At 46.2% G+C, this 23,930-nt stretch carries 23 protein-coding genes; 13 read left to right on the plus strand and 10 right to left on the minus strand.

The annotated features are described in order from the left end of the window. Positions 1-32: 32 nt before the first annotated feature. Entirely contained in the window at positions 33-1,931 is a 1,899-nt protein-coding gene (gene parE / locus ASC49_RS03715; RefSeq protein ID WP_055461873.1) for a DNA topoisomerase IV subunit B, read from the plus strand. 53 nt (positions 1,932-1,984) lie between these two features. Here parE and ASC49_RS03720 read toward each other — a convergent pair whose 3' ends face one another. After that, positions 1,985-2,164 carry a DUF3012 domain-containing protein gene (locus ASC49_RS03720; protein WP_055461874.1) on the minus strand — a complete coding sequence of 60 codons (180 nt, stop codon included), beginning with the start codon at positions 2,162-2,164 and terminating at the stop codon, positions 1,985-1,987. A 219-nt stretch (positions 2,165-2,383) separates the two neighbouring features. On the opposite strand from ASC49_RS03720, the gene ASC49_RS03725 reads away from it, so the two are divergent. Both ASC49_RS03725 and ASC49_RS03730 read left to right on the plus strand, forming a co-directional pair. Further along, positions 2,384-3,064, plus strand: coding sequence for an OmpA family protein (locus ASC49_RS03725; protein ID WP_055461875.1), 681 nt, complete (start codon positions 2,384-2,386; stop codon positions 3,062-3,064). A gap of 143 nt (positions 3,065-3,207) precedes the next feature. Beyond that, positions 3,208-3,816, plus strand: coding sequence for a UPF0149 family protein (locus tag ASC49_RS03730; RefSeq protein ID WP_055461876.1), 609 nt, complete (start codon positions 3,208-3,210; stop codon positions 3,814-3,816). A gap of 49 nt (positions 3,817-3,865) precedes the next feature. On the opposite strand, the gene ASC49_RS03735 is transcribed toward ASC49_RS03730, so the two are convergent. Next, positions 3,866-5,062 (minus strand): amino acid aminotransferase, encoded by a 1,197-nt coding sequence (locus ASC49_RS03735; RefSeq protein WP_055461877.1) that lies wholly within the window; start codon positions 5,060-5,062, stop codon positions 3,866-3,868. Between the two features lie 140 nt (positions 5,063-5,202). Here ASC49_RS03735 and ASC49_RS03740 point away from each other — a divergent pair, with 140 nt between their 5' ends. Beyond that, positions 5,203-6,393 carry a methyltransferase gene (locus ASC49_RS03740; protein ID WP_082443692.1) on the plus strand — a complete coding sequence of 397 codons (1,191 nt, stop codon included), beginning with the start codon at positions 5,203-5,205 and terminating at the stop codon, positions 6,391-6,393. 177 nt (positions 6,394-6,570) lie between these two features. Next, positions 6,571-6,765: an entry exclusion lipoprotein TrbK gene (gene trbK / locus ASC49_RS03745; protein ID WP_055461878.1), complete on the plus strand. Its 195-nt coding sequence runs from the start codon at positions 6,571-6,573 to the stop codon at positions 6,763-6,765. 34 nt (positions 6,766-6,799) lie between these two features. On the opposite strand, the gene ASC49_RS03750 is transcribed toward trbK, so the two are convergent. After that, positions 6,800-7,483, minus strand: a complete 684-nt coding sequence (locus tag ASC49_RS03750) for an EAL domain-containing protein (RefSeq protein WP_245624625.1) — start codon at positions 7,481-7,483, stop codon at positions 6,800-6,802. Between the two features lie 337 nt (positions 7,484-7,820). On the opposite strand from ASC49_RS03750, the gene ASC49_RS03755 reads away from it, so the two are divergent. Then, positions 7,821-10,193: an EAL domain-containing protein gene (locus tag ASC49_RS03755; protein ID WP_055461880.1), complete on the plus strand. Its 2,373-nt coding sequence runs from the start codon at positions 7,821-7,823 to the stop codon at positions 10,191-10,193. A gap of 7 nt (positions 10,194-10,200) precedes the next feature. Here ASC49_RS03755 and ASC49_RS03760 read toward each other — a convergent pair whose 3' ends face one another. Further along, complete coding sequence (locus ASC49_RS03760) at positions 10,201-10,896, minus strand: pirin family protein (protein ID WP_055461881.1); 696 nt, start codon at positions 10,894-10,896, stop codon at positions 10,201-10,203. 164 nt (positions 10,897-11,060) lie between these two features. Between ASC49_RS03760 and ASC49_RS03765 the strand changes: the two genes are divergently transcribed. Further along, positions 11,061-11,987 carry an AEC family transporter gene (locus ASC49_RS03765; protein ID WP_055461882.1) on the plus strand — a complete coding sequence of 309 codons (927 nt, stop codon included), beginning with the start codon at positions 11,061-11,063 and terminating at the stop codon, positions 11,985-11,987. An 18-nt stretch (positions 11,988-12,005) separates the two neighbouring features. On the opposite strand, the gene ASC49_RS03770 is transcribed toward ASC49_RS03765, so the two are convergent. The 5 genes from ASC49_RS03770 to ASC49_RS03790 all read right to left on the minus strand — a co-directional run bounded on the left by ASC49_RS03770 (position 12,006) and on the right by ASC49_RS03790 (position 16,193). Then, positions 12,006-13,052, minus strand: a complete 1,047-nt coding sequence (locus tag ASC49_RS03770) for a Gfo/Idh/MocA family protein (protein ID WP_055461883.1) — start codon at positions 13,050-13,052, stop codon at positions 12,006-12,008. Positions 13,053-13,091: 39 nt separating this feature from the next. Next, positions 13,092-13,745 (minus strand): YceH family protein, encoded by a 654-nt coding sequence (locus ASC49_RS03775; RefSeq protein ID WP_055461884.1) that lies wholly within the window; start codon positions 13,743-13,745, stop codon positions 13,092-13,094. 9 nt (positions 13,746-13,754) lie between these two features. Then, positions 13,755-14,549: a sterol desaturase family protein gene (locus ASC49_RS03780; protein WP_055461885.1), complete on the minus strand. Its 795-nt coding sequence runs from the start codon at positions 14,547-14,549 to the stop codon at positions 13,755-13,757. A gap of 46 nt (positions 14,550-14,595) precedes the next feature. Next, entirely contained in the window at positions 14,596-14,979 is a 384-nt protein-coding gene (locus ASC49_RS03785) for a hypothetical protein (RefSeq protein WP_055461886.1), read from the minus strand. A gap of 68 nt (positions 14,980-15,047) precedes the next feature. Further along, on the minus strand, positions 15,048-16,193 hold the full coding sequence (locus tag ASC49_RS03790; protein WP_055461887.1) for a MalY/PatB family protein: 1,146 nt from the start codon (positions 16,191-16,193) through the stop codon (positions 15,048-15,050). A 327-nt stretch (positions 16,194-16,520) separates the two neighbouring features. On the opposite strand from ASC49_RS03790, the gene betI reads away from it, so the two are divergent. From betI to choV, 4 genes are all read left to right on the plus strand, one after another. Further along, a complete protein-coding gene (gene betI, locus ASC49_RS03795; protein WP_055461888.1) occupies positions 16,521-17,105 on the plus strand; it encodes a transcriptional regulator BetI in 585 nt (194 codons plus the stop codon). A gap of 160 nt (positions 17,106-17,265) precedes the next feature. After that, entirely contained in the window at positions 17,266-18,144 is an 879-nt protein-coding gene (locus ASC49_RS03800; RefSeq protein WP_245624639.1) for a choline ABC transporter substrate-binding protein, read from the plus strand. Positions 18,145-18,225: 81 nt separating this feature from the next. Continuing rightward, positions 18,226-19,071: a choline ABC transporter permease subunit gene (choW, locus tag ASC49_RS03805; RefSeq protein WP_055461890.1), complete on the plus strand. Its 846-nt coding sequence runs from the start codon at positions 18,226-18,228 to the stop codon at positions 19,069-19,071. A gap of 3 nt (positions 19,072-19,074) precedes the next feature. Next, the gene (gene choV / locus ASC49_RS03810; RefSeq protein WP_055461891.1) at positions 19,075-20,256 is read left to right on the plus strand and encodes a choline ABC transporter ATP-binding protein; all 1,182 of its coding nucleotides are present in this window, start codon (positions 19,075-19,077) and stop codon (positions 20,254-20,256) included. Between the two features lie 161 nt (positions 20,257-20,417). Here the strand turns inward: choV and ASC49_RS03815 are convergent, their stop codons facing one another. After that, positions 20,418-21,245: a methylenetetrahydrofolate reductase gene (locus ASC49_RS03815; protein ID WP_055461892.1), complete on the minus strand. Its 828-nt coding sequence runs from the start codon at positions 21,243-21,245 to the stop codon at positions 20,418-20,420. Between the two features lie 232 nt (positions 21,246-21,477). Here ASC49_RS03815 and ASC49_RS03820 point away from each other — a divergent pair, with 232 nt between their 5' ends. Both ASC49_RS03820 and cydB read left to right on the plus strand, forming a co-directional pair. Continuing rightward, entirely contained in the window at positions 21,478-22,869 is a 1,392-nt protein-coding gene (locus tag ASC49_RS03820) for a cytochrome ubiquinol oxidase subunit I (RefSeq protein ID WP_055461893.1), read from the plus strand. A gap of 11 nt (positions 22,870-22,880) precedes the next feature. Continuing rightward, complete coding sequence (gene cydB / locus ASC49_RS03825; protein ID WP_055461894.1) at positions 22,881-23,891, plus strand: cytochrome d ubiquinol oxidase subunit II; 1,011 nt, start codon at positions 22,881-22,883, stop codon at positions 23,889-23,891. Positions 23,892-23,930: the final 39 nt, after the last annotated feature.

The raw sequence follows: 23,930 nt of genomic DNA on the forward strand, positions 1-23,930 counted from the left end.
GCGCATTAGCGCCCCGAATCTTGGAAGTACCCATGTCTGCAAAAGAATATAATGCTGGATCCATTGAAGTTCTCAGCGGGCTAGAGCCTGTACAGAAACGTCCAGGGATGTATACGGAAACCACACGTCCCAACCACCTAGCGCAAGAAGTTATTGATAACTCGGTTGACGAAGCCTTAGCGGGTCATGCCGATCGTATTATTGTGACCTTGCATAAAGATAGCTCTTTAAGTGTCGAGGATAATGGCCGCGGTATGCCAGTCGACATTCATCCTGAGGAAGGCGTATCTGGGGTTGAGTTGATCCTAACCAAACTACATGCCGGTGGTAAGTTCTCGGGTGATAACTATCAGTTCTCCGGCGGTTTACACGGGGTTGGAGTTAGCGTAGTGAACGCTTTATCGACTTCTCTAGAGGTGTGGGTCAAGCGTGATGGTGTGCAATACCACATTGGTTTCGCGGATGGACACAAGGTTTCTGAACTGAAAGAAGTGGGAACAGTTGGCAAGAAAAATACCGGCACGACGGTGAAATTTAAGGCCGACCCAAAATACTTTGACAGTGCCAAGTACTCTCTTTCTCGTCTTAAGCATTTGCTCAAAGCGAAAGCCGTTCTGTGTTCCGGCTTACATGTGATTTTTATTGACCAAAGTGGCGCAGCAGAAGAACGCGAAGAGTGGTTTTATGAAGACGGCTTAAAAGATTACTTGCTCAAAGCCAATGAAGGCTTTGAATTGATGCCAGAAGAACCGTTTATTGGTGGTCTGACAGAAATCACTCAAGGTGTTGACTGGGCGGTGCAATGGCTGCCAGAAGGCGGCGAACTGGTTACCGAAAGCTATGTTAACCTGATCCCAACCGCACAAGGCGGCACTCATGTGAATGGCTTGCGCACCGGCTTGCTAGAAGGCATTCGTGAGTTTTGTGACTTCCATAGCTTATTGCCACGTGGCGTAAAGTTGACAGCAGAAGATGTTTGGGACCGCTGTAGTTATGTGCTATCAGCCAAGCTACAAGAGCCGCAATTCTCCGGTCAGACGAAAGAGCGTTTGTCTTCGCGTCAGATCGTGGCGTTTATTTCTGCAACGGTAAAAGATGCTTTCAGCTTATGGCTCAATAAGCATGTGGAAGACGGTAAGAAAATCGCCGAGCTGATTATCAGCAGTGCGCAAAAACGGCTACGTGCTAGCAAGAAAGTGGTTCGTAAGAAAGTGACTCAAGGTCCTGCCTTACCCGGAAAATTAGCCGATTGTGCTGGCCAAGATGGCCGTACCAGTGAGTTGTTCTTGGTCGAGGGGGACTCAGCAGGGGGCTCTGCGAAACAAGCCCGCGATAAAGACTTCCAAGCTATTATGCCTCTGCGCGGGAAAATCCTAAATTCTTGGGAAGTGGACTCGACACAGGTGCTTGGATCTCAAGAGATTCACGATATCTCCGTCGCTCTTGGGGTTGATCCTGCGGACGATGATTTATCTGGACTACGTTATGGCAAGGTCTGTATTTTGGCCGATGCCGACTCAGATGGTTTGCATATCGCAACGCTTTTGTGTGCTTTGTTTGTTCGTCATTTCCCAGCCCTTGTGAAGAATGGCCATGTCTATGTGGCGATGCCGCCTTTGTACCGTATTGATATGGGAAAAGAGGTGCATTACGCACTCGACGATGAGGAAAAAGACATCATCTTGCATAAGCTGCAAGCGGAAAATAAACGTGGTACACCAAACGTGCAACGCTTTAAAGGCTTGGGTGAGATGAACCCGGCGCAGTTACGGGAAACGACCATGGCGCCGGATACGCGCCGATTAATTCAGTTGACCATGGAAGACCCACTGTCGACGGACGAAGTATTGGATAAATTACTATCTAAGAAACGAGCAAATGACCGTAAGACTTGGCTAGAAACCTACGGTAACCTTGCGGTAGTGGATTGATTTAAGATACTCCAAAAGCGCCGTGTAGCGCTTTTGGGGTCAGCCTCGGAGTGTTAAAGAATACAGTTTTTGGCGTACTCTGTGGCTTCGTTTGCAGTCCAGTCACCTTTAGGTTTTTCCTTCATATCAACGCACCATTCGGGGCTACCAACTTCTGGTGAGCAGCCTTGCAGTACCAGCATAGTCATAACGGCAGACAGGCTTATAGAGATCTTTTTTAACGTGCTATTCATGTTAATTTCCTAAATATAACAATACTTTTTAGGTAAGCTTAAGGGAATCCAAAGTGTAAAGGAACGGAGCAGAATTCTTTGTAAAGGATTTCCTAGAATATAAAAAGAAGCGGTAAAGATGTACGCTTAGGCTTTAGTTCAAATCTAGTCAATTTATACTAAGGTTATATTCGGTTATTGCCTCTGTGGACGATCACAACAAATAGGGTAGGAATTATCATGTTTAAACTTAAAAGCACCATTGCAATTGTCTCGATCGCAGCATTACTAGGGGGCTGTCAGTCGATGCAGCGTCAAAATGCCACCACAGGTGAGACAGAAACCAATTCAACCACAACCGGTGCGATTGTTGGCGCGGTCTCTGGAGCTTTAGTAGGCTTGGCGACAGGGGATAATGCCAAAGAGCGTCGTAACCGTGCGCTAGCGGGTGCGGTAGCGGGTGGTGCAGTCGGTGCTGGGGTCGGTAACTACTTCGACCGTCAAGAAGCGGCGTTGCGTGAAGAGCTTCTAAACTCAGGTGTCCAAGTACGTCGTGTTGGCGAAGATCAACTGGTGCTGGTGATGCAAAACGGTATTGGCTTTGCGTCTGACTCCTACATGCTAGAGTCTTCTATCTACAACACCCTAAACGGTGTGGCGCGTATTTTGGTGGAATACCCAGATACAGTCTTGATGATCACGGGTCACACTGACAGCACTGGTAGCGAATCCTACAACCAAACGCTGTCACTAAAACGTGCCGATTCGGTACGAACTTACCTAGCAGGACAACGTGTAGCGGGTAACCGTTTATCGACAATGGGGATGGGGGAAAGCTCTCCTATTTGTGACAACTCAACCAGTCAAGGTCGCACTTGTAACCGCCGCGTTGAAATCAATATTTACCCAAAAGGTAACTAAGCACTCGCGTATTTTTGTTAAACAAACGCTGTTGGGATCTCCAACAGCGTTATACTTCCCTTCCTCTCCTTCGTGTTCTGACCTGCGAAATTTGCCAAAAACGATTACACTTACAGGCACAACCTAAAAAGTAGAGATGTACTATGCAAGACGACTCTTTGCCGATTGAGGCAATGTACGAACGCTTAGATTACTACCTACAAAATTACGGCTCAGAGCGTTCAATCATGACGGTATCTGAACTCGATGGTTTTGTGACGGCGGTGGGCTGCAGTAAAGATCTGTTGGCACCTAATGAATGGTTACCAGCCATTTGGGGTGTACAAGATGATCAACCAAAATGGAATGAGCAGGATGAAGAAGACGAATTTTATGGTCTGGTCATGTTGCTTCATTTAGAAGCCGTGGACGGTTTGATTAACGGTGCTTTAAACCCTATTTATTTAGAGCATGATGACCAAAAAGGTCATGTGACGGTAATCATCGAAGACTGGTGTGCGGGTTTTATGCGTGGTGCGCGGCTCACAGGGCTAAACCAATCCGGTGAGCGTGATTTTCTCGATGATGTGCTGGCCAGTGTCAGGTTATTTGGTACACCTGCTGGTTGGGAAAAACTGGATGCGATGAGCGATGCCGAAGTGACTTTTTGGCAGGAAAGTTTAGAACCATCGATAATACGATTAGCACAGCATAATCACCCTGAGATTCAGATCAGCCAAGATAATGACGGCTCCATGCCGATCCTGCATTAGCGATAGACAATAAAAAAGGGCCAGATGGCCCTTTCAAGAATCAGTAGGATTAGCCCACTACTTTGGCAATTGACTCACATAGGTAGTCAATGTTGCTATCACTCACCCCGGCAACGCTCATACGACCCGTATCAGCAATGTAAATAGAGTAATCAGAGCGTAGCTTACGTACTTGCTCAAGGGTTAAGCCAGAGTAAGAGAACATGCCACGTTGTTTTTCGATGAAGCTAAAGTCTTTGCTCACGCCAGAGGCCGCAAGCTTTTGAACCAGCTGGTTACGCAGACCATTGATGCGATTACGCATTTCCGTTACTTCGTTCTGCCACATCGCGTACAGCTCAGGATTCGTCATAATGGTGTGCACAACGGTTGCACCATGTGCTGGTGGCATTGAGTAGTTAGCACGAATGGCTTGACCAATGATTGAGAAGGCATTTTTCGCTTCTTCTGCTGTTTCGGCAATCACACTTAGACCACCGCAACGATCACGGTAAATACCAAAGTTTTTCGAGAAAGAATTGGCGATCAACATATTTGGCGTGTGGGCGGCCATGTAGCGCAAACCAGCCATATCTTCGTCCAAACCGTCACCAAAGCCTTGGTAAGCTGCATCGACTAATGGTAGTACGTTACGTGCATTAACGAAGTCGGTGAGAGTGTGCCAGTGTTCAATTTTTAGATCCACACCAGTTGGGTTATGGCAGCAAGCGTGAAGCAATAGCACGTCGCCTGCTTTCATTTCCGCTTCAAGGAATGCCATCATGTCGTCAAAGCGCACATCGTTGGTGACAGCGTCGTAGTAAGGGTATTCGATTACTTCAACGCCCGCTGAGTTAAAGATCGACACATGGTTACCCCAAGTCGGGTCGCTCACAAACAGGCGTGCGCCTTTTAGATTCGCGCTGATAAAGTCCGCAGCTACTTTCAGGGCGCCAGTACCACCTGGTGTCTGAGTAGATTGAATACGACCTTGTTTGATGATATCGCTGTCTTTACCTAACAAAAGGTTTTGGATCAGCGGAGCAAAATCTGCTGCGCCGTAAACACCTAAATATGCTTTAGTTTCTTCGTTGGCAACCATTAGAGCTTCTGCTTTTTTAACAGACTCTAGAATGGGGGTGCGGCCTAAATCATCTTTATACACACCTACGCCTAAGTCGATTTTCTTCGGGTTTGGGTCTTGTTGGTGAGCAACGATAAGCGCTAACAAAGGATCGCCTGGAACGGCTTTCAGGTGCTTGAACATAATAGGTGTTTTCCTAACTGGTTGCGTAAAGTTCCCGTCGGTAGGGACTGAAAAGGTTCCCATATTCTGCCCGTTTGACGCTAAAATACAATTCATTCAAGCGTTAATATTCACTAACCATCTAAAAATCGTACAAAAAATTGAACACTTCAAAGCGACTGACTTGCCTTTCTTTTAAAGAGTTATTTACCAGCTTAGATCAATGGCTGGCTCAGCATAAGCTTTTGTGGGATGTACAAACCTTTCATTCTTTAGAATGGCCTTGGCACGAGTCTTTACCTGCTTTATGCGAGTGGTTACAAAACTGTGAGAACGAGCCGAATGCTGTGCAAGTAGAGCACGCGCTCACACGGTTTGTACCGGGTTTTCAAGTGTTCAAATGGGCTTGGGAAACGTCTGTGCAAAAAGCCTTAGCAGCGCCTTCCAGTCACTTTTCGGCGGGCATTAAAGGGCGTAAATGGCAGCAAATCCAAGCTTTTTCACAAGCGGTTTCCCCTGCCTCTCCGGTGTTGGAATGGTGTGCAGGTAAAGGTCATCTTGGCAAGCTGGTGGCATTTCAGCATCAAGTTAAGGTTGTCAGTATTGAGTGGCAGGCGAGTCTTTGCGAGGCAGGACAATTGGCTTCGGATCAACGCAAATTAGCGCAGCGCTTTATACATGCTGATGTTTTAAAAGGTGAGGGCATGGCACCTTTGCAACAGGCGAACAGCGCGTTGGCGCTGCATGCTTGTGGTGATTTGCATACGACTCTGATTGAACAAGGCATTGCGGCACAGTTGCAATATATTGCGCTGTCTCCCTGTTGTTATCATCTTACTCACGCGAAACATTATCAGCCCTTATCGCAAGTGGGGAGGCAAGCTAGAACGACTTTAACTCAAGAGAACTTAAAGCTTGCGGTGAAAGAAGTCGCGACGGCAGGGCTGCGTGAGCAGCGCCTAAAGCAATTGGAGCTGATCTATCGTTTGGGATTTGATGCTTGGCAGAGAATGGTAACGGGGAGTGATGGCTATTTAACGGTGCCGTCTTGCCCCAAAACATTATTGGCGAAAGGCTTTGTTGCGTTTGCTGAATGGGCAGCAGAGCAGAAAAACTTATCCAACTACATCACGTCTCATAGCCTAGAAGGCTTCGAAGAAATGGGAAGACAACGCAGCCTACAGGTTGCAAAGGTCGAAGCCATTTGTCAGTACTTTCGTAGACCCCTTGAATTGTGGCTGGTTTTGGATAGAGCTTTGCGCTTGCAGGAAGCGGACTACCATGTAAGCGTAGAAGAATTCTGCGATAAAACGCTAACACCGCGGAATTTTCTAATTCGAGCGCAACGTTAAGCGTTAAGTAAGAGTGTTGACAGTTTATTTAAATAAAAGTGGTTTTCATTTGTTGATTTTGATCTATAAAGGGTGGATTATAAATCTTTAGAAGCAGCAACGATTTAGGTAATAATTTCAACCGTTATCTAAAAGATGTACCGTTTGATAATAAGCTGTTAGTAAGGAACTTTCGTTATGAAATACGTTTACATGGCAGGCGTATTGGCTGTCGCACTGTTTGTTATCCTATCTCCTGATTCAGAGAATGCTTTTGAAGCCAACGTGGAAAACTGCAAATCTGAAAATCTACGTCAAATCACGGACGAGCACATGATGTGGAAACTGTCCGGTGAGTGCCAACGCGAAGGCATTTACGAACTAAATAGCTGATATGCTCCTCAAAGCCCGTTAGGATAACGGGCTTTCAGTCTTGCCAATGGATTTCAGGAATGCTCTCAAAAGCTGGTTTGGCAAACAAATAGCCTTGAAAAAGCGTGATCCCCATGCTTTTTAACATTTCATATTCCGCTGCCGTTTCGATCCCTTCTGCAATCACAGTCTGACCTAATGCTTCTAACATGCGAGTCATGTGACGTACTATTGTTTGGCGGGCGGAGTCTTGATCAATATGGCGAATCAGCTCCATATCGATCTTAGTAAAATTTGTCTTCAAATCCGCTAGCTGAGCCAAGCCGTTATAACCCGATCCAAAATCGTCAATCGCCGTTTGAAAGCCAATTTCTTGATAATGATTGATGATATTAAGCAAGTGAGCTTGATCGAATATGCGCTCGTTTTCAGTAAATTCAAAAATGATTTTAGTCTGATCAAAACCATAAGTTTGAGCGGCGGCCAAGGTTGTGCGGATACACAGCTCTGGTTTGTAAATGGCATTAGGAAGAAAGTTGATACAGAGAAAGGATTGCACTCCCAACGAGGCCGCAAGGCGAATGGCTTTCACTCGACAGCTCTGATCAAAGCGATAGCGATTACTCTCATTGACGTGTTTAAAAACATCAGCAGCCCCTTCGCCATTGGTGCCGCGAACCAAGGCTTCCACTGCAAAAACCGTTCGACTTGAAATATCGACAATAGGCTGGAAAGCCATACTAAAATCAAATCCTAGGTCGCAAGCTTGAGCGCATTCTTTACAGCTAAACTCTCTAAAATCAACAGGTTGCATTTTAATCCTTTGAGCTTGTTTATGCATTTAGCATATCTTGCTTACGTGATAAAACAAGTGACCTACAACAGTTTTCGTATTTTCCTTGAGTGTGTCATCACGATTCGCTTCGTTAACATAATGATAACCTTCAAGTTCTAGAGATAAGCGACATTAAGGTTTAGTCTAATACCATGAGAAATGGATTTTTGTAACGCAGTTGTGTCAGCTTATACCCAACTCAATATGGCAGCTTTCCCATTGAGAGTGATAGAGGGCTATTGTGATTCGGACGTACGTTTACTTTTTCATTTTGCTATTCAGCCAATCGGTGCTAGCCACTGATGATAAAGTTCGCTTGCAACTTAAGTGGCAACATAGCTTTGCATTTGCTGGTTACTATGCGGCCGAGCAACTTGGTTATTACCGTGATGCTGGATTGGATGTTGAGCTAATTGAAGGGGCGCCGAATACTAATGTTTACAGCGAAGTGGCCACTGGAAAAGCTGATTATGGGGTCGGTAACAGCTCCTTACTTGTTGAGCGCAGCCGCGGGCGTCCGTTTGTTATTCTTGCTGTGGTATTTCAGCATTCTCCAATGATATTTGTCACGCAGGATACACTACTTAGCTTCAATGACTGGCTTGGCAAACGTGTAATGTTAGAGGGCTCCTCTGATGAACTGATCCTGTATTTAGAGCAAGAAGGGGTCAAACTGTACGACCTTGAATTCCTTCGTCATAGCTTTGATCCAAAGGACTTAGTTAATAAGCGTGTTGATGTGATGAGCGCAAACAGTACTGTGGAGCCGTACTTTCTAGCGCAGCAAAATTTCCCTTATCGCGTGTTTTCTCCTAGATCTGCTGGAATTGATTTCTCCGGTGACAATCTCTTCACCTCAGAAGAAGAAATTAAATATCATCCTGATCGTGTTGCCGCTTTTCGTGATGCCAGCTTGAAAGGATGGGATTATGCTCTGAAGCATCCTGATATCGTGATTGATTGGATTTTATCGGTTTATAGAAGCTCTCATGATCGAGATTATCTAGAGTTTGAAGCAAAAGAAACTTACGATCTGATTCAACCCAGTCTGATTGAGGTGGGTTACCTTAATGAGTCGCGCTGGTTGGAAGTTGCTAAGGCTTATCAAAAAAATGGCAAGCTTAATGCTGGCTTCGATGTGGGTGCTGTGTTGTATCACCCGGTAGTCGTGAAAGACTGGCGTGAAGTGATTATCTTGCTGGTAATTGCAGGCTGTGCCGTATTGCTACTGGTGTCGATTATTCTGTTTGTAGTCCGTACGAATAAACGCCTTGATGCGGCTTTAAAAGAAAGTCATCAAGCGCGTCATTTGGTCGCAAAGCAAGCCAATCAAGACCCTTTAACAGAGTTACATAATCGACGTTTTTTTAAGCAGCAGCTGAACACACTCGCATTGTTTGCTGAGCAGGAAGGGAAGGCCTTTGCGTTGCTGTATTTAGATTTGGACCGCTTTAAAGAAGTGAATGACCTTTATGGTCATCAATGGGGCGATTATTTGCTCCGTGAAGTGGCTAAACGGCTGCAAAAATGCATTCCTAAAGGTGCTGAATTAGCGCGAATAGGGGGCGATGAATTTACCATTTTGGTGCCTTACAAGTATGGTCAATGCAAGCTGGCTGAGCTTGCGAAAACAATTTTAGCGGAACTCGAACAGCCTTATAGCCTGTATCAGAATGAAATATTTATTTCAGCTAGCATTGGTATTACTCAGGCACCATTAGACAGCACTGAGCCATCGGCGCTATTACAATATGCAGATGAGGCCATGTATGCGGCTAAATCCGCAGGACGTAGCCGATGGTGCTTTTTTAGCTTCGAGTTACATCAACAAGCCATTGAGCGCCAAAGTATTAGCAACGATTTGCGTCAAGCGTTATCAAATAATGAGCTCTTTTTGGTATTCCAACCGATTGTTGATATGCAGACTGGCCATATTCGTAAATTTGAAACCCTGTTGCGTTGGCAGCATCCAAATCGTGGGCTGATTCCTCCTGAGGCATTTATACCTATCGCGGAAGAGTCTGGTTTGATTGCCGAGATCGGTGACTATGTGTTTAAGGAGTCTATCCGTCAACTGGCTGATTGGCGTCGACGGTTTGCGATGGATCTCATGATGAGCATTAATATATCGCCTTATCAGTTGTCTAATCCTGAAAAGTATATGTCCGATTGGTTTGAGTTTCTTCATGATCAGCATGTGCCGGGGTATGCTGTCAGTTTAGAAATCACCGAGAATATGTTGATGCATCATACTGAGGCCGTTTCTAAGCAGCTATTGGCTTTTCGTGACGAAGGCATCAATGTGGCTTTAGACGATTTTGGTACTGGGTATTCAGCCCTATCATATTTGAACCGCTTAGACATTGATTACATTAAAATTGATCGTTCTTTTGTAAGTGAGTTGACAGAAGAACACATGGAGAAAGACCTCTGTGAAGCCATCATTAGCATGGCTCATAAGCTGAAACTGAAGGTGGTTGCGGAGGGAATCGAAACCCAAGCCCAAGCCGCTATTTTGATAAAATTTGGTTGCGATCTAGGGCAAGGGTATCTTTATTCTAAACCGTTACTGGCTCAAGATGCTGAGGCCTTACTAATGGCTCAACAGGTTTAAATAGTCCTTATGGCAGATCAAAAAGGATCACTTTAAGGTGATCTGACTGCTTCTCAAAGTGAATGCTACTAAGATGCTCTATCTTTGCTCCATCCCCTTGTTGCATCACAATTTCATCTTCAAGTAACAATGTGCCCGCTACAACATGAATATAGTAACGACGCTTGGAATCGGCTGTCCAAGTGGCACTTTTTTCCTGATCTAGGACGAGCTGGATCAGCGCTGCATCTTGTTTAATCTGCAATGTCCCATCGCGTCCGTCTGGGGTGATGACGGTGGTAAAGCCCTCGGCTTCGCCAAAGCTCTTTTGCTGATAACCAGGTGCGCCACCTAAACTGTTTGGTTGAATCCAAATCTGTAAAAATTTTAAGTGTTCGGTATCAGAGGCATTAAACTCGCTATGGAAAATACCTGAACCAGCGGACATTAATTGGTATTCTCCAGCAGGAAGTTCACGAATGTTGCCGGCGCTGTCTTTGTGGGCAATGGTTCCTTGTGTCACTAAACTAATGATTTCCATGTCTTTATGACCGTGGGTTTCAAACCCCATTTGGGGATGCACGCTATCATCGTTGATAACACGTAAGGCGGAAAATCCCATGTGCTTAGGGTCGTAGTAATGACCAAAGGAAAAAGTGTGGTAGCTGTTTAGCCAGCCAAAATTTGCGTGGCCCCGTTCAGTGGCAAGTCGTAAAGTGATCATACTGTACTCCAAGTAAGTGAACTCGATATGAGTAGATGATTTCAGTTTATATATCGAAAAAGTAAATTTAAAACGCAATATTTGAAGGGTTTGGATCAGCTTTTCTGATGTTTTTTTTGCGATGCTCCCATCGCTTGTCTAAAAAAGGAATCTGGAAAAACAAAATGGCATTATTTATCGCAATACTACCAGTGTTTTTATTGATCATTGTCGGCAGTTTGCTGCAGCGTTGGCGCTTTCCCTTTGACGGTTTTTGGCAAGGTGTCGACAGGTTAGTGTATTGGTGCCTATTTCCAGCGCTCTTATTTACGAAAACCAGTGTGATTGATTTCTCCAATCCCATGCTGATGCGTTACGGCGTGGTATTAATCAGTGCTTTAGCTGTCACGGCCGCTATGGTGTTGCTCATGGCGCGGTTGTTGAGCGTATCAAATCCAACCGCAACGTCTATGCTACAAGCGGCGGTACGTTTTAATACCTTTATTACTTTGGCGTTAGCGGATCGTCTTTACGGTGCTGAAGGATTAGTGTTTGCCGCTTTGGGAGCTGCGGTATTGATCCCCTCAGTGAACATTTTTTTGGTAGTGACCATGGTATCTATGCATGGCCAAACACAGCAGCCACTGACTAAGCTGATTTCAAAAGAGTTATTAAAAAACCCTTTGATCGTCGCGATTGCTCTGGGTCTAGGTTTGAATGCATTGGGGTGGACGCCGATTCCGATTCTATCTGATATGACCCAAATGTTGTCGCAAGCAACTCTGCCATTGGTGCTGCTCGCGGTTGGTGCCGGTGTGCGCTGGACCACGATTAGAGCCGTTGGGGCGACTTTCTGGCTCTCGGCCACCGGGCGCTTTGTAATCTTTCCAAGTGTTGTGCTAGTGGCTTGTTACCTGCTCGGGATACAAGGTTTAGCTGCCTATGTAGCACTGTTATTTGGCATAGTGCCAACGGCCACATCCGCCTATGCCTTGGCCAAACAATTAGGTGGGGATGCAGATAGAATGGCAGCGTTTATTACCTTGCAGACGGCCATGTCATTGGTGACTGTGCCATTAAGCATCACACTAGCCCATAGTTGGCTGGGCTAGTGCGTGGAGCTTGCTGGTTTAGTGCTTGTGATGACCGTGCTCGTGATGATGGTGCTCAATATCACAGTCATGGTCACACGGTTCGGGTTCACCCGGGTAAAAGACGCCAATATCTCGGCGAACTTCATCCATCGTAGACAGGATGTCTAAGGTATTCTGCCAAGAGTGGTTTGGGCTTTGTAGTAGGCCTTCTTGAATGCAACGGTTCACTTCTTCGATCTCAAATTGGTAACCGACGCCCGGTACATCAAATTCGATAGAATGCTCTGCACCATCAGCCTTCACTAACGTAAGGGATTTGCTTTGGTACCAATTTTGACCGAACTCGATATAGCCTTCGCTGCCTGATAGCACCGCTCGGTTTGGCTGTTGGCTGATAATCGAGGACTCTAATGCTGCCAATTGCCCAGCGTCCCAGCCTAGTAGCAGCTGTTCAAATACATCTACGTCCGTATCGCCAACCACTGCTTGGTTCTGGATGAAGTCAGGCTTGCCTAGGAACAGTTGCGCCAAGAAAATCGGATAAATACCCACATCTAACAAGGCTCCGCCCCCCAGCTCTTTACTTAGCAGGCGACCCTCAGGGTCTTGGGATCCATTAATACAAAAGCTGGCTTGAATGCTTTGAAGCAGGCCAATTTCACCTTCTTCAACCCACTCTAAAGCTTGCTCAACAGCTGGATTAAAGCGTGTCCACATGGCTTCCATAACGAAGACTTCGTATTTTTTCGCCAATTCGAAAAGCTCTTCGGCTTGCTGTTCGTTCAGGGTAAATGGCTTTTCACAAAGCACGTGTTTACCAGCCTGAATACAAGCTTTCGCGAGTTCAAAGTGCAGCGAATTAGGCACACCAATGTAGATGACATCCACTTCGTGACTGTTAATCAGCGAGAAATAGTCCATCATCGCAAGCTCAATATCGAACCGCTCTGCAAAAGCATCTGCGGATTCTTTACTGCGTGATGCGACGGCACGCAAAACGCCTGTCTTGGCATATTTGAAATCTGCCGCAAACGCTTGTGCAATGGTTCCTGTGCCGATGATTCCCCAGCGTACTTCATTCATGGGAGGCTCCTAGGTGGAAGAAGGTGAGAGACATGTCAATTATAGCCCAGTGTTGGCTTCTAGCGCAGCTAGGCGTGCGCTTAAGTCTGCTACAGTTTGCTCAAGACTATCGATGCGCGTCAATAAATCTTCTTGGCTGGACTCCTGAACCAATTCTTCTGCGTTGACATCAATATTGCTTTCACTGCAAAACAACTCTTGGAAGCGGGCTTCACGCTTGCCGGGTTCGCGTGGCAGTTGCTCGACAAATGGGCCACCGGTTTTTTCTTTTAGATTGGTGAGCGCCTGTTCCACCTCTTGAATGCTCGTGAATGCGTATAAACGGCCGCTGCGTGAGCGAAGCTCTCCAGGCGTTTGAGGGCCTCGTAGCAAGAGCATACAAAGCACCGCCGTTTCCCCTTCGTTGAACTGTAGGTCGGAGAACTCTGTATTGCAGAAGCGATGCTGGTACTTAGCAACACGGCTGCCAGAGTAAAACTCTTCGGTCACTAAACTACGAGCGACGAGTGCGTCAATGGTGTCTTGTACTTCGAACTCAGTATAACTCACCACAGGATCACGACTCGATTTCTGATTGCAGGCGTTGGTTAATGCATTGATGCTCATTGGATAATGATCTGGAGTAACGATTGATTTCTCTATCAAGCTGCCAATAACGCGAGCTTCCATTGCAGTTAACGTGTAGTACGACATGTTTCTCTCCTATGACGAGCGGCCCTTTCCCTTAATATGTAATGAGAAGGGCATATTAAGCAGTTCTAGTAAACTTTTCGGTGCGTATGCGGTCGTTTGAGGCAAACCTATATTGAGTTGCTTGTCCCCGTGTTGGCTATCGGCCAAATAACTTTTGCAGCAGCGATCCCAAAGGCTTAAGCAGAAGCCGAAATTGCGATTGGCTTCTTCTTGGATTCTGGAATGGTGAATGCGATGCATAGCTGGGGTGACGATGAGCCAGCGCAATGGTCGTTCAATGCTCTTCGGTAAATTAATGTTGGTGTGATTAAACATCGCTAGGCTATTAAGCAAGATATCAAAGATCAGTACCGCAGCGGCGGTAATTCCGAATAGCCAAATTGCCACGGCTTTAATCACCAGCGAGAGCAATATTTCGATCGGATGAAAGCGAACGGCTGAGGTAGTATCAAGTTCAGGATCACTGTGGTGAACCCGATGTAAACGCCACAACCAAGGAATTTTATGAAACAGTCGATGCTGCCAGTAGATGATGAAATCGAGCAGTATTAGGGAGAACGCGATCGCCAGTAAGTTCGGCAGTGATGCAAGAGGAGTAAAAGGGGAGGGCAGTAATGCCACGCCTGTGAGCAATAAAGGCTGAAGTAGGCGAACCAGTAACGCATCTATCACCAATAAACTTACATTGTGCCGCCATCTGATGCGCCACTGCTGAAGTGGCTTGCGCGGCAAAAGATACTGCCAGCTCAAGAGAACTGAGACAAAAAGCAGAAACAATAAAATGCGCAAGTGATAGTCGATCATGCCTATCCGTATTAGCGGTAGATAGGGCTAGTCTACACTACTTTTTTCAATGGAGTGATTGATCTAGCTGGTATTTTCTCATCATATCGACTTTTAACAAGGCAAGAAGTTCCACTAAGACGTTAAGATTCACATGGTCTAAGCTATCAATCAACAGGCAATGGTCCCCCATATGCACGTGATGTAGACGTTCGTAAAAGCCAGAGATATCCATGTCACTGGCGTGATACAGGCTGAGGTTTTGTTTGTGTGGGACCAGAGCAAAGGCCCAGTCTTCCAGTAGGTAAAATACATCGATGCCTTTTTCACGAATTAGTCGAGCACTTGGGGCGATTGAGAAAATTAACTCACTCAAGGTGTCGATGTCGGTCGTGACATCTTGGGTTGGGTCTTGATTATTCAGCGCGAGCGCTTTAATGGTCGTCAACATACTCACCTCCTAGGGTGGTAGACATGACGTATGTTGACGACTTTCGTATAGCAGATTAAAACTTAGGGCTACGACTGAGAATCCAAAGCAATCAAAATACGGTTCATGGCTTGTTCTAATTGTGAACGCGGGCAACCAAAGTTTAGGCGAATAAAGCCCGGTGCGCCAAATCCCGCCCCATCCGAAATGCCTACACCTGCTTCGAGGAAGAAATCATGGGGATTCTCGAGGTGGTATTCACGAATATCTAGCCACGCTAAATAAGTGGCTTCATGCTCAGCCATGTGAATCCGAGTTCCTGAAATACGTTGGCGAAGGTAGGCGCAGTTAGCGCGCAAGTATTGTAGTAACTCTTGGTGCCAGATTTGACCATGTCGATAAGCTGCTTCGGCCGCCACGAGGGCGAACAAGTTTGGTGCAGGGATCAACCCTGCCCGCGCATGATTGAAGCGTTGACGCAACTGGCTGTTGGCGATGATGGCAAAGGCATAGCCTAAACCTGCGATATTGAAGGTCTTTGATGGGGCCATTAAGGTCACGGTTCGTTGCGCCGCATCGTCATTCAAACTAGCAAAAGGAATGTGTTGTGCTGCCGATAGAATCAAGTCACAGTGGATTTCATCTGATACCACACGCAAATCATAACGCTGTGCAAGCTCATGAATAGCAAGCAATTCTTCTCGTGTATATACCGTCGCGCCTGGGTTGTGAGGATTGCACAAAAGTAGCATCGAGGCGTCTGCTTTCTTGCATGATTCTTCCAAACTGTCTAAGTCCACTGACCAACGGTTTCCTTTGAGTACGAAAGGAATTCTGTCTAGCTTTCGATCAGACATCTCGGGTGCTTTGGTTAAGTGATAGTAAACGGGGCTGGGTACCAGGATACGATCATTGGGCTCTGAGAGTGCTCTCACGCACAAATGTAGTGCGCAGACCAAGCCGGGCAGGTGAATAAAGTGAGCACTTGAAGGCGACCACTGGTAACGCTGAAGGCAATGCTCTTGAATGGCTTGAACAAGGGATTTTGGCGCGTAGCTGTAGCCATAAACGCCTTCGTTGACCCGTTCACTCAATGCCTCTTTGACACACTTAGGTGCATCAAAATCCATGTCAGCGATCCACATTGGTATGACATCACTCGAATATTTACCCCATTTGTCACTATTATGGTCGATACGATCAATTATCTCGTCGAAATAAGACGCCTGACTCATATAATCTCCTTGTGTGGCGGGTGATCAGATAATCACCTTGAAAAATTGATACTGCCATACGCTCGATTCGGTAGAGACCTGAATATTTAGCGCAATGACGCTTTTAGATAAATTGTGTTGTTATTGTACAAGTGCTGCAAATCCTATGATTAGGATCAAGGAAAAAATTAAAAATATTTTTTCTTGCGCAATCCCTTATGTTTCAAGACTTCGCGAATTTTTAGAAGTTTTAGGCTAACTATTTAGAGTTATTAAGGGTTGACCATTCCCAGACGTTGTGTCTACTATAGTTTTTATTAAATGGTTGTTTAACAAAAAGGAATCCAAATGCCAAAAGTTGGAATGCCAGAAATTCGAAAACCTCAACTGATTGAAGCAACCATTTCAGCAATTGATGAACTAGGTTTTCCTGGCGCAACGGTAAGCGTAATCAGCAAAAAAGCTGGTGTTTCTCCGGCCATTATCAACCACTATTTTGGTGGCAAAGATGGCCTATTAGAAGAAACCATGCGCAGCCTAATTAAAGAGTTTTTTGAAGTGTTGCACAGCGAGCTGTATCTAGCTCGTGAAGGTGACATTTATGAAAGAGCGATGGCGATTGTACGAGCTTCGATTAGCCAATCTCAGACACGACCTCAAGTCGTGAAAACGTGGATGGGATTCTGGGCTTCGGCAATGCATAAACCATCACTTTTTCGGTTACAAAAAGTTTATTCACGCCGATTGCAAAGTTGCTTAGTGGTTGTGTTTCGTGAGCGTTTTAGTAAAGAGCGCGCACGAGAGATTGCCTTCACGGTGGCAGCAATGATTGATGGTATGTGGCTTCGCGGATCCCTAGCCGGAGGCATCGACAATCAACATGCAGCTAACATGATCAACGAGTACATCTCGTTAGTGTTAGACAAACCGTAATGAGTGAGTCCCCAAGGAAGGGGGGCTTTGTTGGGCGTGAAAACCGATTTGAAATTTAGAGACGAGCCATCGCGCTCTAGCCATACATCCATTAGGAGAATAGATTATGTTGAAATTGAAACACGCTACACTTGCTTTATGCGTTGCTGGTGCCTCTTCAATGGCCGCTGCAGCAGACTGCTCTACGGTTCGTTTCTCTGACGTAGGTTGGACCGACATTACCGCTACGACAGCGATTACGTCTACTGTCCTAGAGGGGCTTGGCTACAGTACAAAAACGCAATTGCTCTCGGTTCCTGTGACCTACACATCGTTAGCTAACAATGATATCGATGTGTTCTTAGGCAACTGGATGCCAACTATGGAAGCGGACATCGCTCCTTACTTAAAAGCGGGTACGGTTGAAGACCTTGGTCCAAACCTAACGGGTGCAAAATACACCTTAGCGGTAAGCAAAGCCGCCTTTGATGGTGGTTTGAAAAGCTTTGCCGATATCGCCAAGTACGCACGCGAGCTAAACGGCCGTATCTACGGTATCGAGCCGGGTAACGACGGTAACCGTCTTATCCAAGACATGATCGATCAAAACGCTTTCGGTCTAGGCGAGTTCCAATTAGTGGAATCAAGTGAAGCGGGTATGTTGTCTCAGGTAAGCCGTAACGCGCGCCGTGACAAGTGGATCGTTTTCCTAGGCTGGGAACCACACCCAATGAACGCCAACTTTGACATGGCGTACCTAGAAGGCGGTGATGATTTCTTTGGTCCAAACTACGGTGGTGCAAACGTTCATACCAACGTACGTAAAGGCTACATTCAAGAATGTCCAAACGTGGGCAAGCTTCTAACGAACTTAAACTTCTCTCTACAAATGGAGAACGAAGTCATGGGTTCTATCCTTGATGACGGTGAAAAACCAGAAGTTGCGGCGCAGAAGTGGTTAAAAGCTAACCCTGCTGTACTAGACAAATGGTTAGACGGCGTTCAAGCAGCGTCTGGCGAAAATGGTCTTGCTGCTGTGAAATCTTCTTTGGGTCTGTAACCAAGTTACACGTTAGAAAATGAAAATAAGTGCCGCGCGGCGGCACTTATAGCTTGATGTAAGTTGTTTGGAGACCCGTATATGAATTGGCTAACAGAGCACAAACTTCCACTCGGCGATACCATGGAAACCTTTGTAAATTGGTTGATTGATGTTGCCTCATTCTTTTTCGATTTTATTTCTGTCACCTTAGAAACTCTGATTTTTGCCATGGTTGATGGTTTAGAATGGATGAACCCATTTGCCGTCGTGGCAGTTGTACTTGCTCTGGTTTGGTGGTTACACCGCAGCCTTGGTCTGATGATTTTTGTTGCTGCAGCCTTTTTGCTCATTATGAATTTGGGTTACTGGCAAGAAACTGTACAAACGCTGGTACTGGTGATCACGGCGACCATGATCAGTGTCCTAGTGGGCGTGCCAATCGGTATTGCCGCGGCGCACCGTCCAATGCTTTACACAATATTGCGTCCTATTCTGGACTTGATGCAAACCATCCCAACCTTCGTTTACCTGATCCCAACATTGATTTTGTTCGGTCTAGGTTACGTGCCAGGTTTGATCTCGACCATTATCTTCGCGATCGCCGCACCGATTCGTCTGACTTACTTAGGTATTAGCAAAGTACCTAATGAGCTACGTGAAGCGGGTCTAGCGTTTGGTTGTACCAAAGCCAAGCTGCTCTACAAAGTGGAGTTACCTGCAGCGATGCCAAGCATCATGGCGGGTATCACGCAATGTATCATGTTGTCGCTATCCATGGTGGTTATTGCAGCCCTAGTCGGCGCCGATGGTCTAGGTAAACCTGTGGTACGAGCACTGAACACGGTAAACATCTCTCAAGGCTTTGAGGCTGGTGTGGCCATCGTATTGGTAGCCATCATGCTTGACCGTATCTGTAAAACACCTAATTCAAAAGCGGAGGGCTAAGCTATGCCAATGGTTCAAATTGAAAACCTAGATATTGTCTTTGGTAATCAAAAAATGGAATCGCTCCGCCTGCTAGACAAGGGCTTAACCCGCCCAGAGATTCTGGCCCGCACAGGAGATGTGATCGGTGTGCAAAACGCCTCGATCAATATCGAAGAAGGTGAGATCTGTGTCCTAATGGGGTTATCTGGCTCTGGTAAATCAACCTTGCTGCGTGCTATCAACGGCTTAAACAAGGTCGCTCGTGGCCGTTGTTTAGTCAAAGATGGCGATCGTATGGTCGACATGGCGAAATGTGATGAAAACACTTTGCGTCACATGCGCACCAACCGCGTTTCCATGGTGTTCCAAAGCTTTGCCTTGATGCCATGGATGACGGTACTGGAAAACGTCGCGTTTGGTCTTGAGATGCAAGGCATGCCAAAGAAAGAGCGCGAGGAGCGTGCTAACAAACAATTGAAAATGGTGGGGCTGTACGACTGGCGTGATAAGAAACCGGATGAGCTGTCTGGTGGTATGCGTCAGCGTGTGGGTCTGGCTCGTGCCTTTGTGATGGACTCTGACATCTTATTGATGGATGAACCCTTTTCAGCACTGGACCCGTTGATTCGCTCTCAGCTACAAGACGAATTGATCGAGCTCCAAAAACGTCTTAAGAAGACCATTATCTTCGTAAGTCACGATTTGGACGAAGCGCTAAAAATTGGCTCTAAGATCGCTATTATGGAATCGGCGCGCATCATTCAAGAAGACGTGCCTGAACAAATCGTGTTGAACCCTGCCACCGAATACGTCGAGAAATTCGTCGCGCACACCAATCCTCTTAACGTGCTACGAGGCAATGCCCTAATGACGCCGCTGGCACAAATGGCACAGCTTGATGACTTGTACCATGTGAATGAAAACTTGGCCTTAGATATTCAAAATGGTGCTTTAAAAGCGGCTTCCTCACACGGTCAAAACATTGCTATCAGCAAATGGGAAGAAGGTATGGACATCGAGAACATGCCTGAGAACACAGTGGTCTTGGCGCCTGTGGACATCTCCATGCGTGATGCGGTGGAAATTCGCTACCACACAAAAATGCCTTTGGTGTTACAAGAAAATGGCCAATGTGTCGGCGTGCTTGGAGACCACCAGTTCTACCATGCTCTATTAGGTAAGCACTTTAGTCGCGCTTCCTAATTATCCGTTTTGGTGAAGTCAGAGCGAAGCATATCGTCGCAGAATGAGGCAAACGTGATGCCTTACTCAGCGCAATTCTGTAGGGGAAGGGATATGTTTTCGCTTTGATGGATCCTTCATTTTACTAAGCATTAGGTTCAACGCATGACCTAATGCTTTTTTTATGGACGAAGAAAATTTTCTAGCCACGCTTTGCTTTTTACCATGCCATCTAACGTATAGAGATGAAAATAAATGTTCTCATAGCCGTGGCGCTTAATGGTCTGGGTGAGCTCTTGGTAAAGCGCATCGGTTTTGGCTTCGAGAGTCTCATCCGTTGTATCCATGGCGTATTTTTCTAAGGACGCTGCAGATATTTCGACGCCAAATTGCTGAGCGAAATAACTTAGGGTTTTCACCCTTGTCGAGCTAGGCACGCCGATACGAATAGGCTCATGTATCCCAGACGATCTGATGGTCTCAATCCACTTAACAATGCTTTCAGTGCAAAATGCCAGTTGTGTCGTGATCTCAACCTTAACATTCTGCTGTTTCAGAAAAGCGACTTTCCACTTCAACGATTCGATCAACTGCTGCGACCTGATATGAGGATGGCCTTCAGGGTAGCCAGCAATCACGACGGTCTCTAGCTCACAGGATTTCAATAGATCACTTTTTAATAAGCCAATGGAATCGTTATAAGGGCCTTGGGGCTGCTTTGGGTCACCTCCTACAACCATCAATCGTTTGATGTGAGATTGTTTTACTAGAGGATCGACATAATGATAAAAGTCCTCTTTTGATTGTAAGCGTCTCGAGGAAATGATCGGTGTCGGCTCCAGCCCTAAGGATTTTATTGTGGCTGCGGCTTGGATTCGTTGTGCATGGGATTCATTACCAAGAAACGCGATATTCACCGGTGTGTGTGCCGCAAAAAGATCAGCGACAGATGCCAGCTCATGCGCGCTTTTTCCGGTTGTTTCAAGGCTAAATGGAGGTAGAGAAAACATGATGTATACCCTAGGAAAAGGTCTTGTGAAAGCTCAATAGTGATGTGCTTGTCGCTAAAGTAATAGGAACAGTTACTCACTTAAAAAATAGTGACAGAAAAGACAGGCTTTGCCGCTAATCATCGAGCTTATTTGATCATCTGTCCCTAATAATTCTCTTTCTTTTTGTGCCTGTGTCGATCTGATTATCCCTCCTAATATTGACTTCATCATAAGATGATGAGGTCTCGATATGATCGATCTTTCTGCTATAGATTTGGCGCGAATACAGTTTGCGTTCACAGTCTCTTTTCACATTATTTTTCCTGCTATCACGATTGGTTTAGCCAGCTATTTAGCGGTGTTAGAAGGCACTTGGTTGCGCACCCGCAATCCGGTGTATCTCACACTTTGTAAGTTCTGGATGAAAATCTTTGCCGTGAATTTCGCCATGGGCGTTGTGTCTGGCATTGTGATGGCGTATCAGTTTGGCACCAATTGGAGCGGTTTTTCGACCGTTGCAGGCAGTGTTACGGGGCCTCTTTTAACCTACGAAGTGCTCACAGCCTTCTTCTTAGAGGCGGGCTTCTTGGGTGTTATGTTATTTGGCTGGAATAAAGTCACAGAGCGCACTCACTTCGTTGCTACCTGCTTGGTAGCGATCGGTACATTGGTATCGATGACGTGGATTCTGGCTTCAAATAGTTGGATGCAAACCCCTCAAGGACATGAAATTGTAGACGGTATTGTCGTGCCAGTGGATTGGTTCGAAATCATCTTTAATCCCTCTTTTCCCTACCGATTGGTGCACATGGGCTTAGCCGCTTTCCTGTGTACCGCATTGTTAGTGGCGGCCACTGGTGCTTATCACCTGCTTAAAAATCAATATCAGGTTGAGTCACGCAAGATGGTCATGATGGCGTTGTGGATGCTAGCGATTGTTGCCCCACTTCAAGCTCTAGTAGGCGATCACCATGGACTTAATACACTACAGCATCAACCGATTAAGGTGGCTGCGATGGAAGGTCATTGGCACGCTGCTGAGGAGGGGGAAGGCGTTCCCTTGGTGCTGTTTGCTTGGCCCGATAATGATGCGGAAACTAACCATTTCGCCGTGGAAATTCCACATCTTGCCAGTTTAATTCTGACTCACTCTTTTGATGGCGATATTCCTGCACTGATGTCTGTTCCAGCAGCAGATCGTCCCAATGTTGCGTTGGTCTTTTGGAGCTTTCGAGTCATGGTCGCCTTGGGCATTGCAATGATTGCATTAGCTTGGATCGGTCTATGGTTGCGCCGTCAAGGTACGCTTTTTGAGAAAACAGGCTTCTTAAAACTGTTGGTTTGCATGGGGCCAAGCGGCTTAGTGGCGTTACTTGCCGGTTGGTTTGTCACGGAAGTAGGACGCCAACCATGGGTTGTCTACGGAGTATTGCGCACCATGGAAGCATCATCGGCGCACAGTGCGCAAACCATGTCTATTTCATTGATCTGTTTTGTGGTGGGCTATTTGGCCATTTTCGGACTGGGTATTTTTTATCTGATTCGGCTACTAGGAAAAGGCCCTGAGCTTAGCAATAACACACCGACTTCTGCCCAGCGTCCCGCTAGACCGTTGTCTGCTGTGAACGATTTGATTGATTAAGGGGAATGGCGATGGGATTGGATTTAGTTACCACTTGGACACTTATCATCGGTTTCGGCTTGATGATGTATGTCCTGTTAGATGGCTTCGATTTAGGTATCGGGCTACTGTTTTTAGGGGTTCGTGATAAACATGATCGCGACCTTATGGTGAACTCGGTTGCGCCGGTGTGGGATGGCAATGAAACCTGGCTGGTGTTAGGTGGCGCAGGTTTGATGGCAGCCTTTCCCTTGGCGTATTCGGTGATCTTAGAAGCCTTATATGTACCGCTACTAATCATGCTGTTTGGCTTGATTTTACGTGGTGTCGCCTTTGAGTTTCGCTTTAAAGCAATTGCCCAACACCAAGGTATTTGGGATGTGTTGTTTTGTGTTGGCTCTTTGTTGGCGACCTTTTTCCAAGGTGCTGCTATGGGAGCGGTGATCCAAGGTTTTGCCGTGGAGAATCATCAATATGTCGGTGGTGCTTGGGATTGGTTGAATGGCTTTAGCATCTTGACGGGCTTTAGTTTGCTTCCCGCCTACGCGTTGCTCGGCTCGACTTGGCTATTGATCAAAACCGAAGGTGACTTGTACAAGAAAATGCGTCATTACTCGCGCCATTTGCTGGTCTGGTTGGGCTTCGCCATGATCGCATTGCTGTTGATAACGCCTTTCTTAACCGAGTCATTAAGAGAGCGCTGGTTGACCTTGCCCAACTTTTTCTACATGAGCTTTGTCCCCATGCTGGGGCTCATGCTGTTCACTTGGTTGTACTACGTGATTCGCTTTTCAGATTGGGAAAAATGGCCCTTCGCGATCACGTTGGCTTTGCTCGGGACGGCCTATTTCACCCTAATAACCAGCCTTTGGCCCAATATTATTCCGCCTAACATCACCATTTATGAAGCGGCTGCACCGCAATCCAGCCTGCGCTTTGCCCTGTGGGGTGTCCTTATCATTGTCCCCATTATCCTTGGCTATACCTTTTGGTCTTACCATGTATTTCGCGGCAAGGTACGTGATACAGAGGGGTACCACTAAATGAGTCGTTGGCAAAATTTGAAATGGTTAGTGCTGCTT

Origin of the sequence: Marinomonas fungiae (assembly GCF_001418205.1) — a bacterium.
Taxonomy (GTDB): domain Bacteria; phylum Pseudomonadota; class Gammaproteobacteria; order Pseudomonadales; family Marinomonadaceae; genus Marinomonas; species Marinomonas fungiae.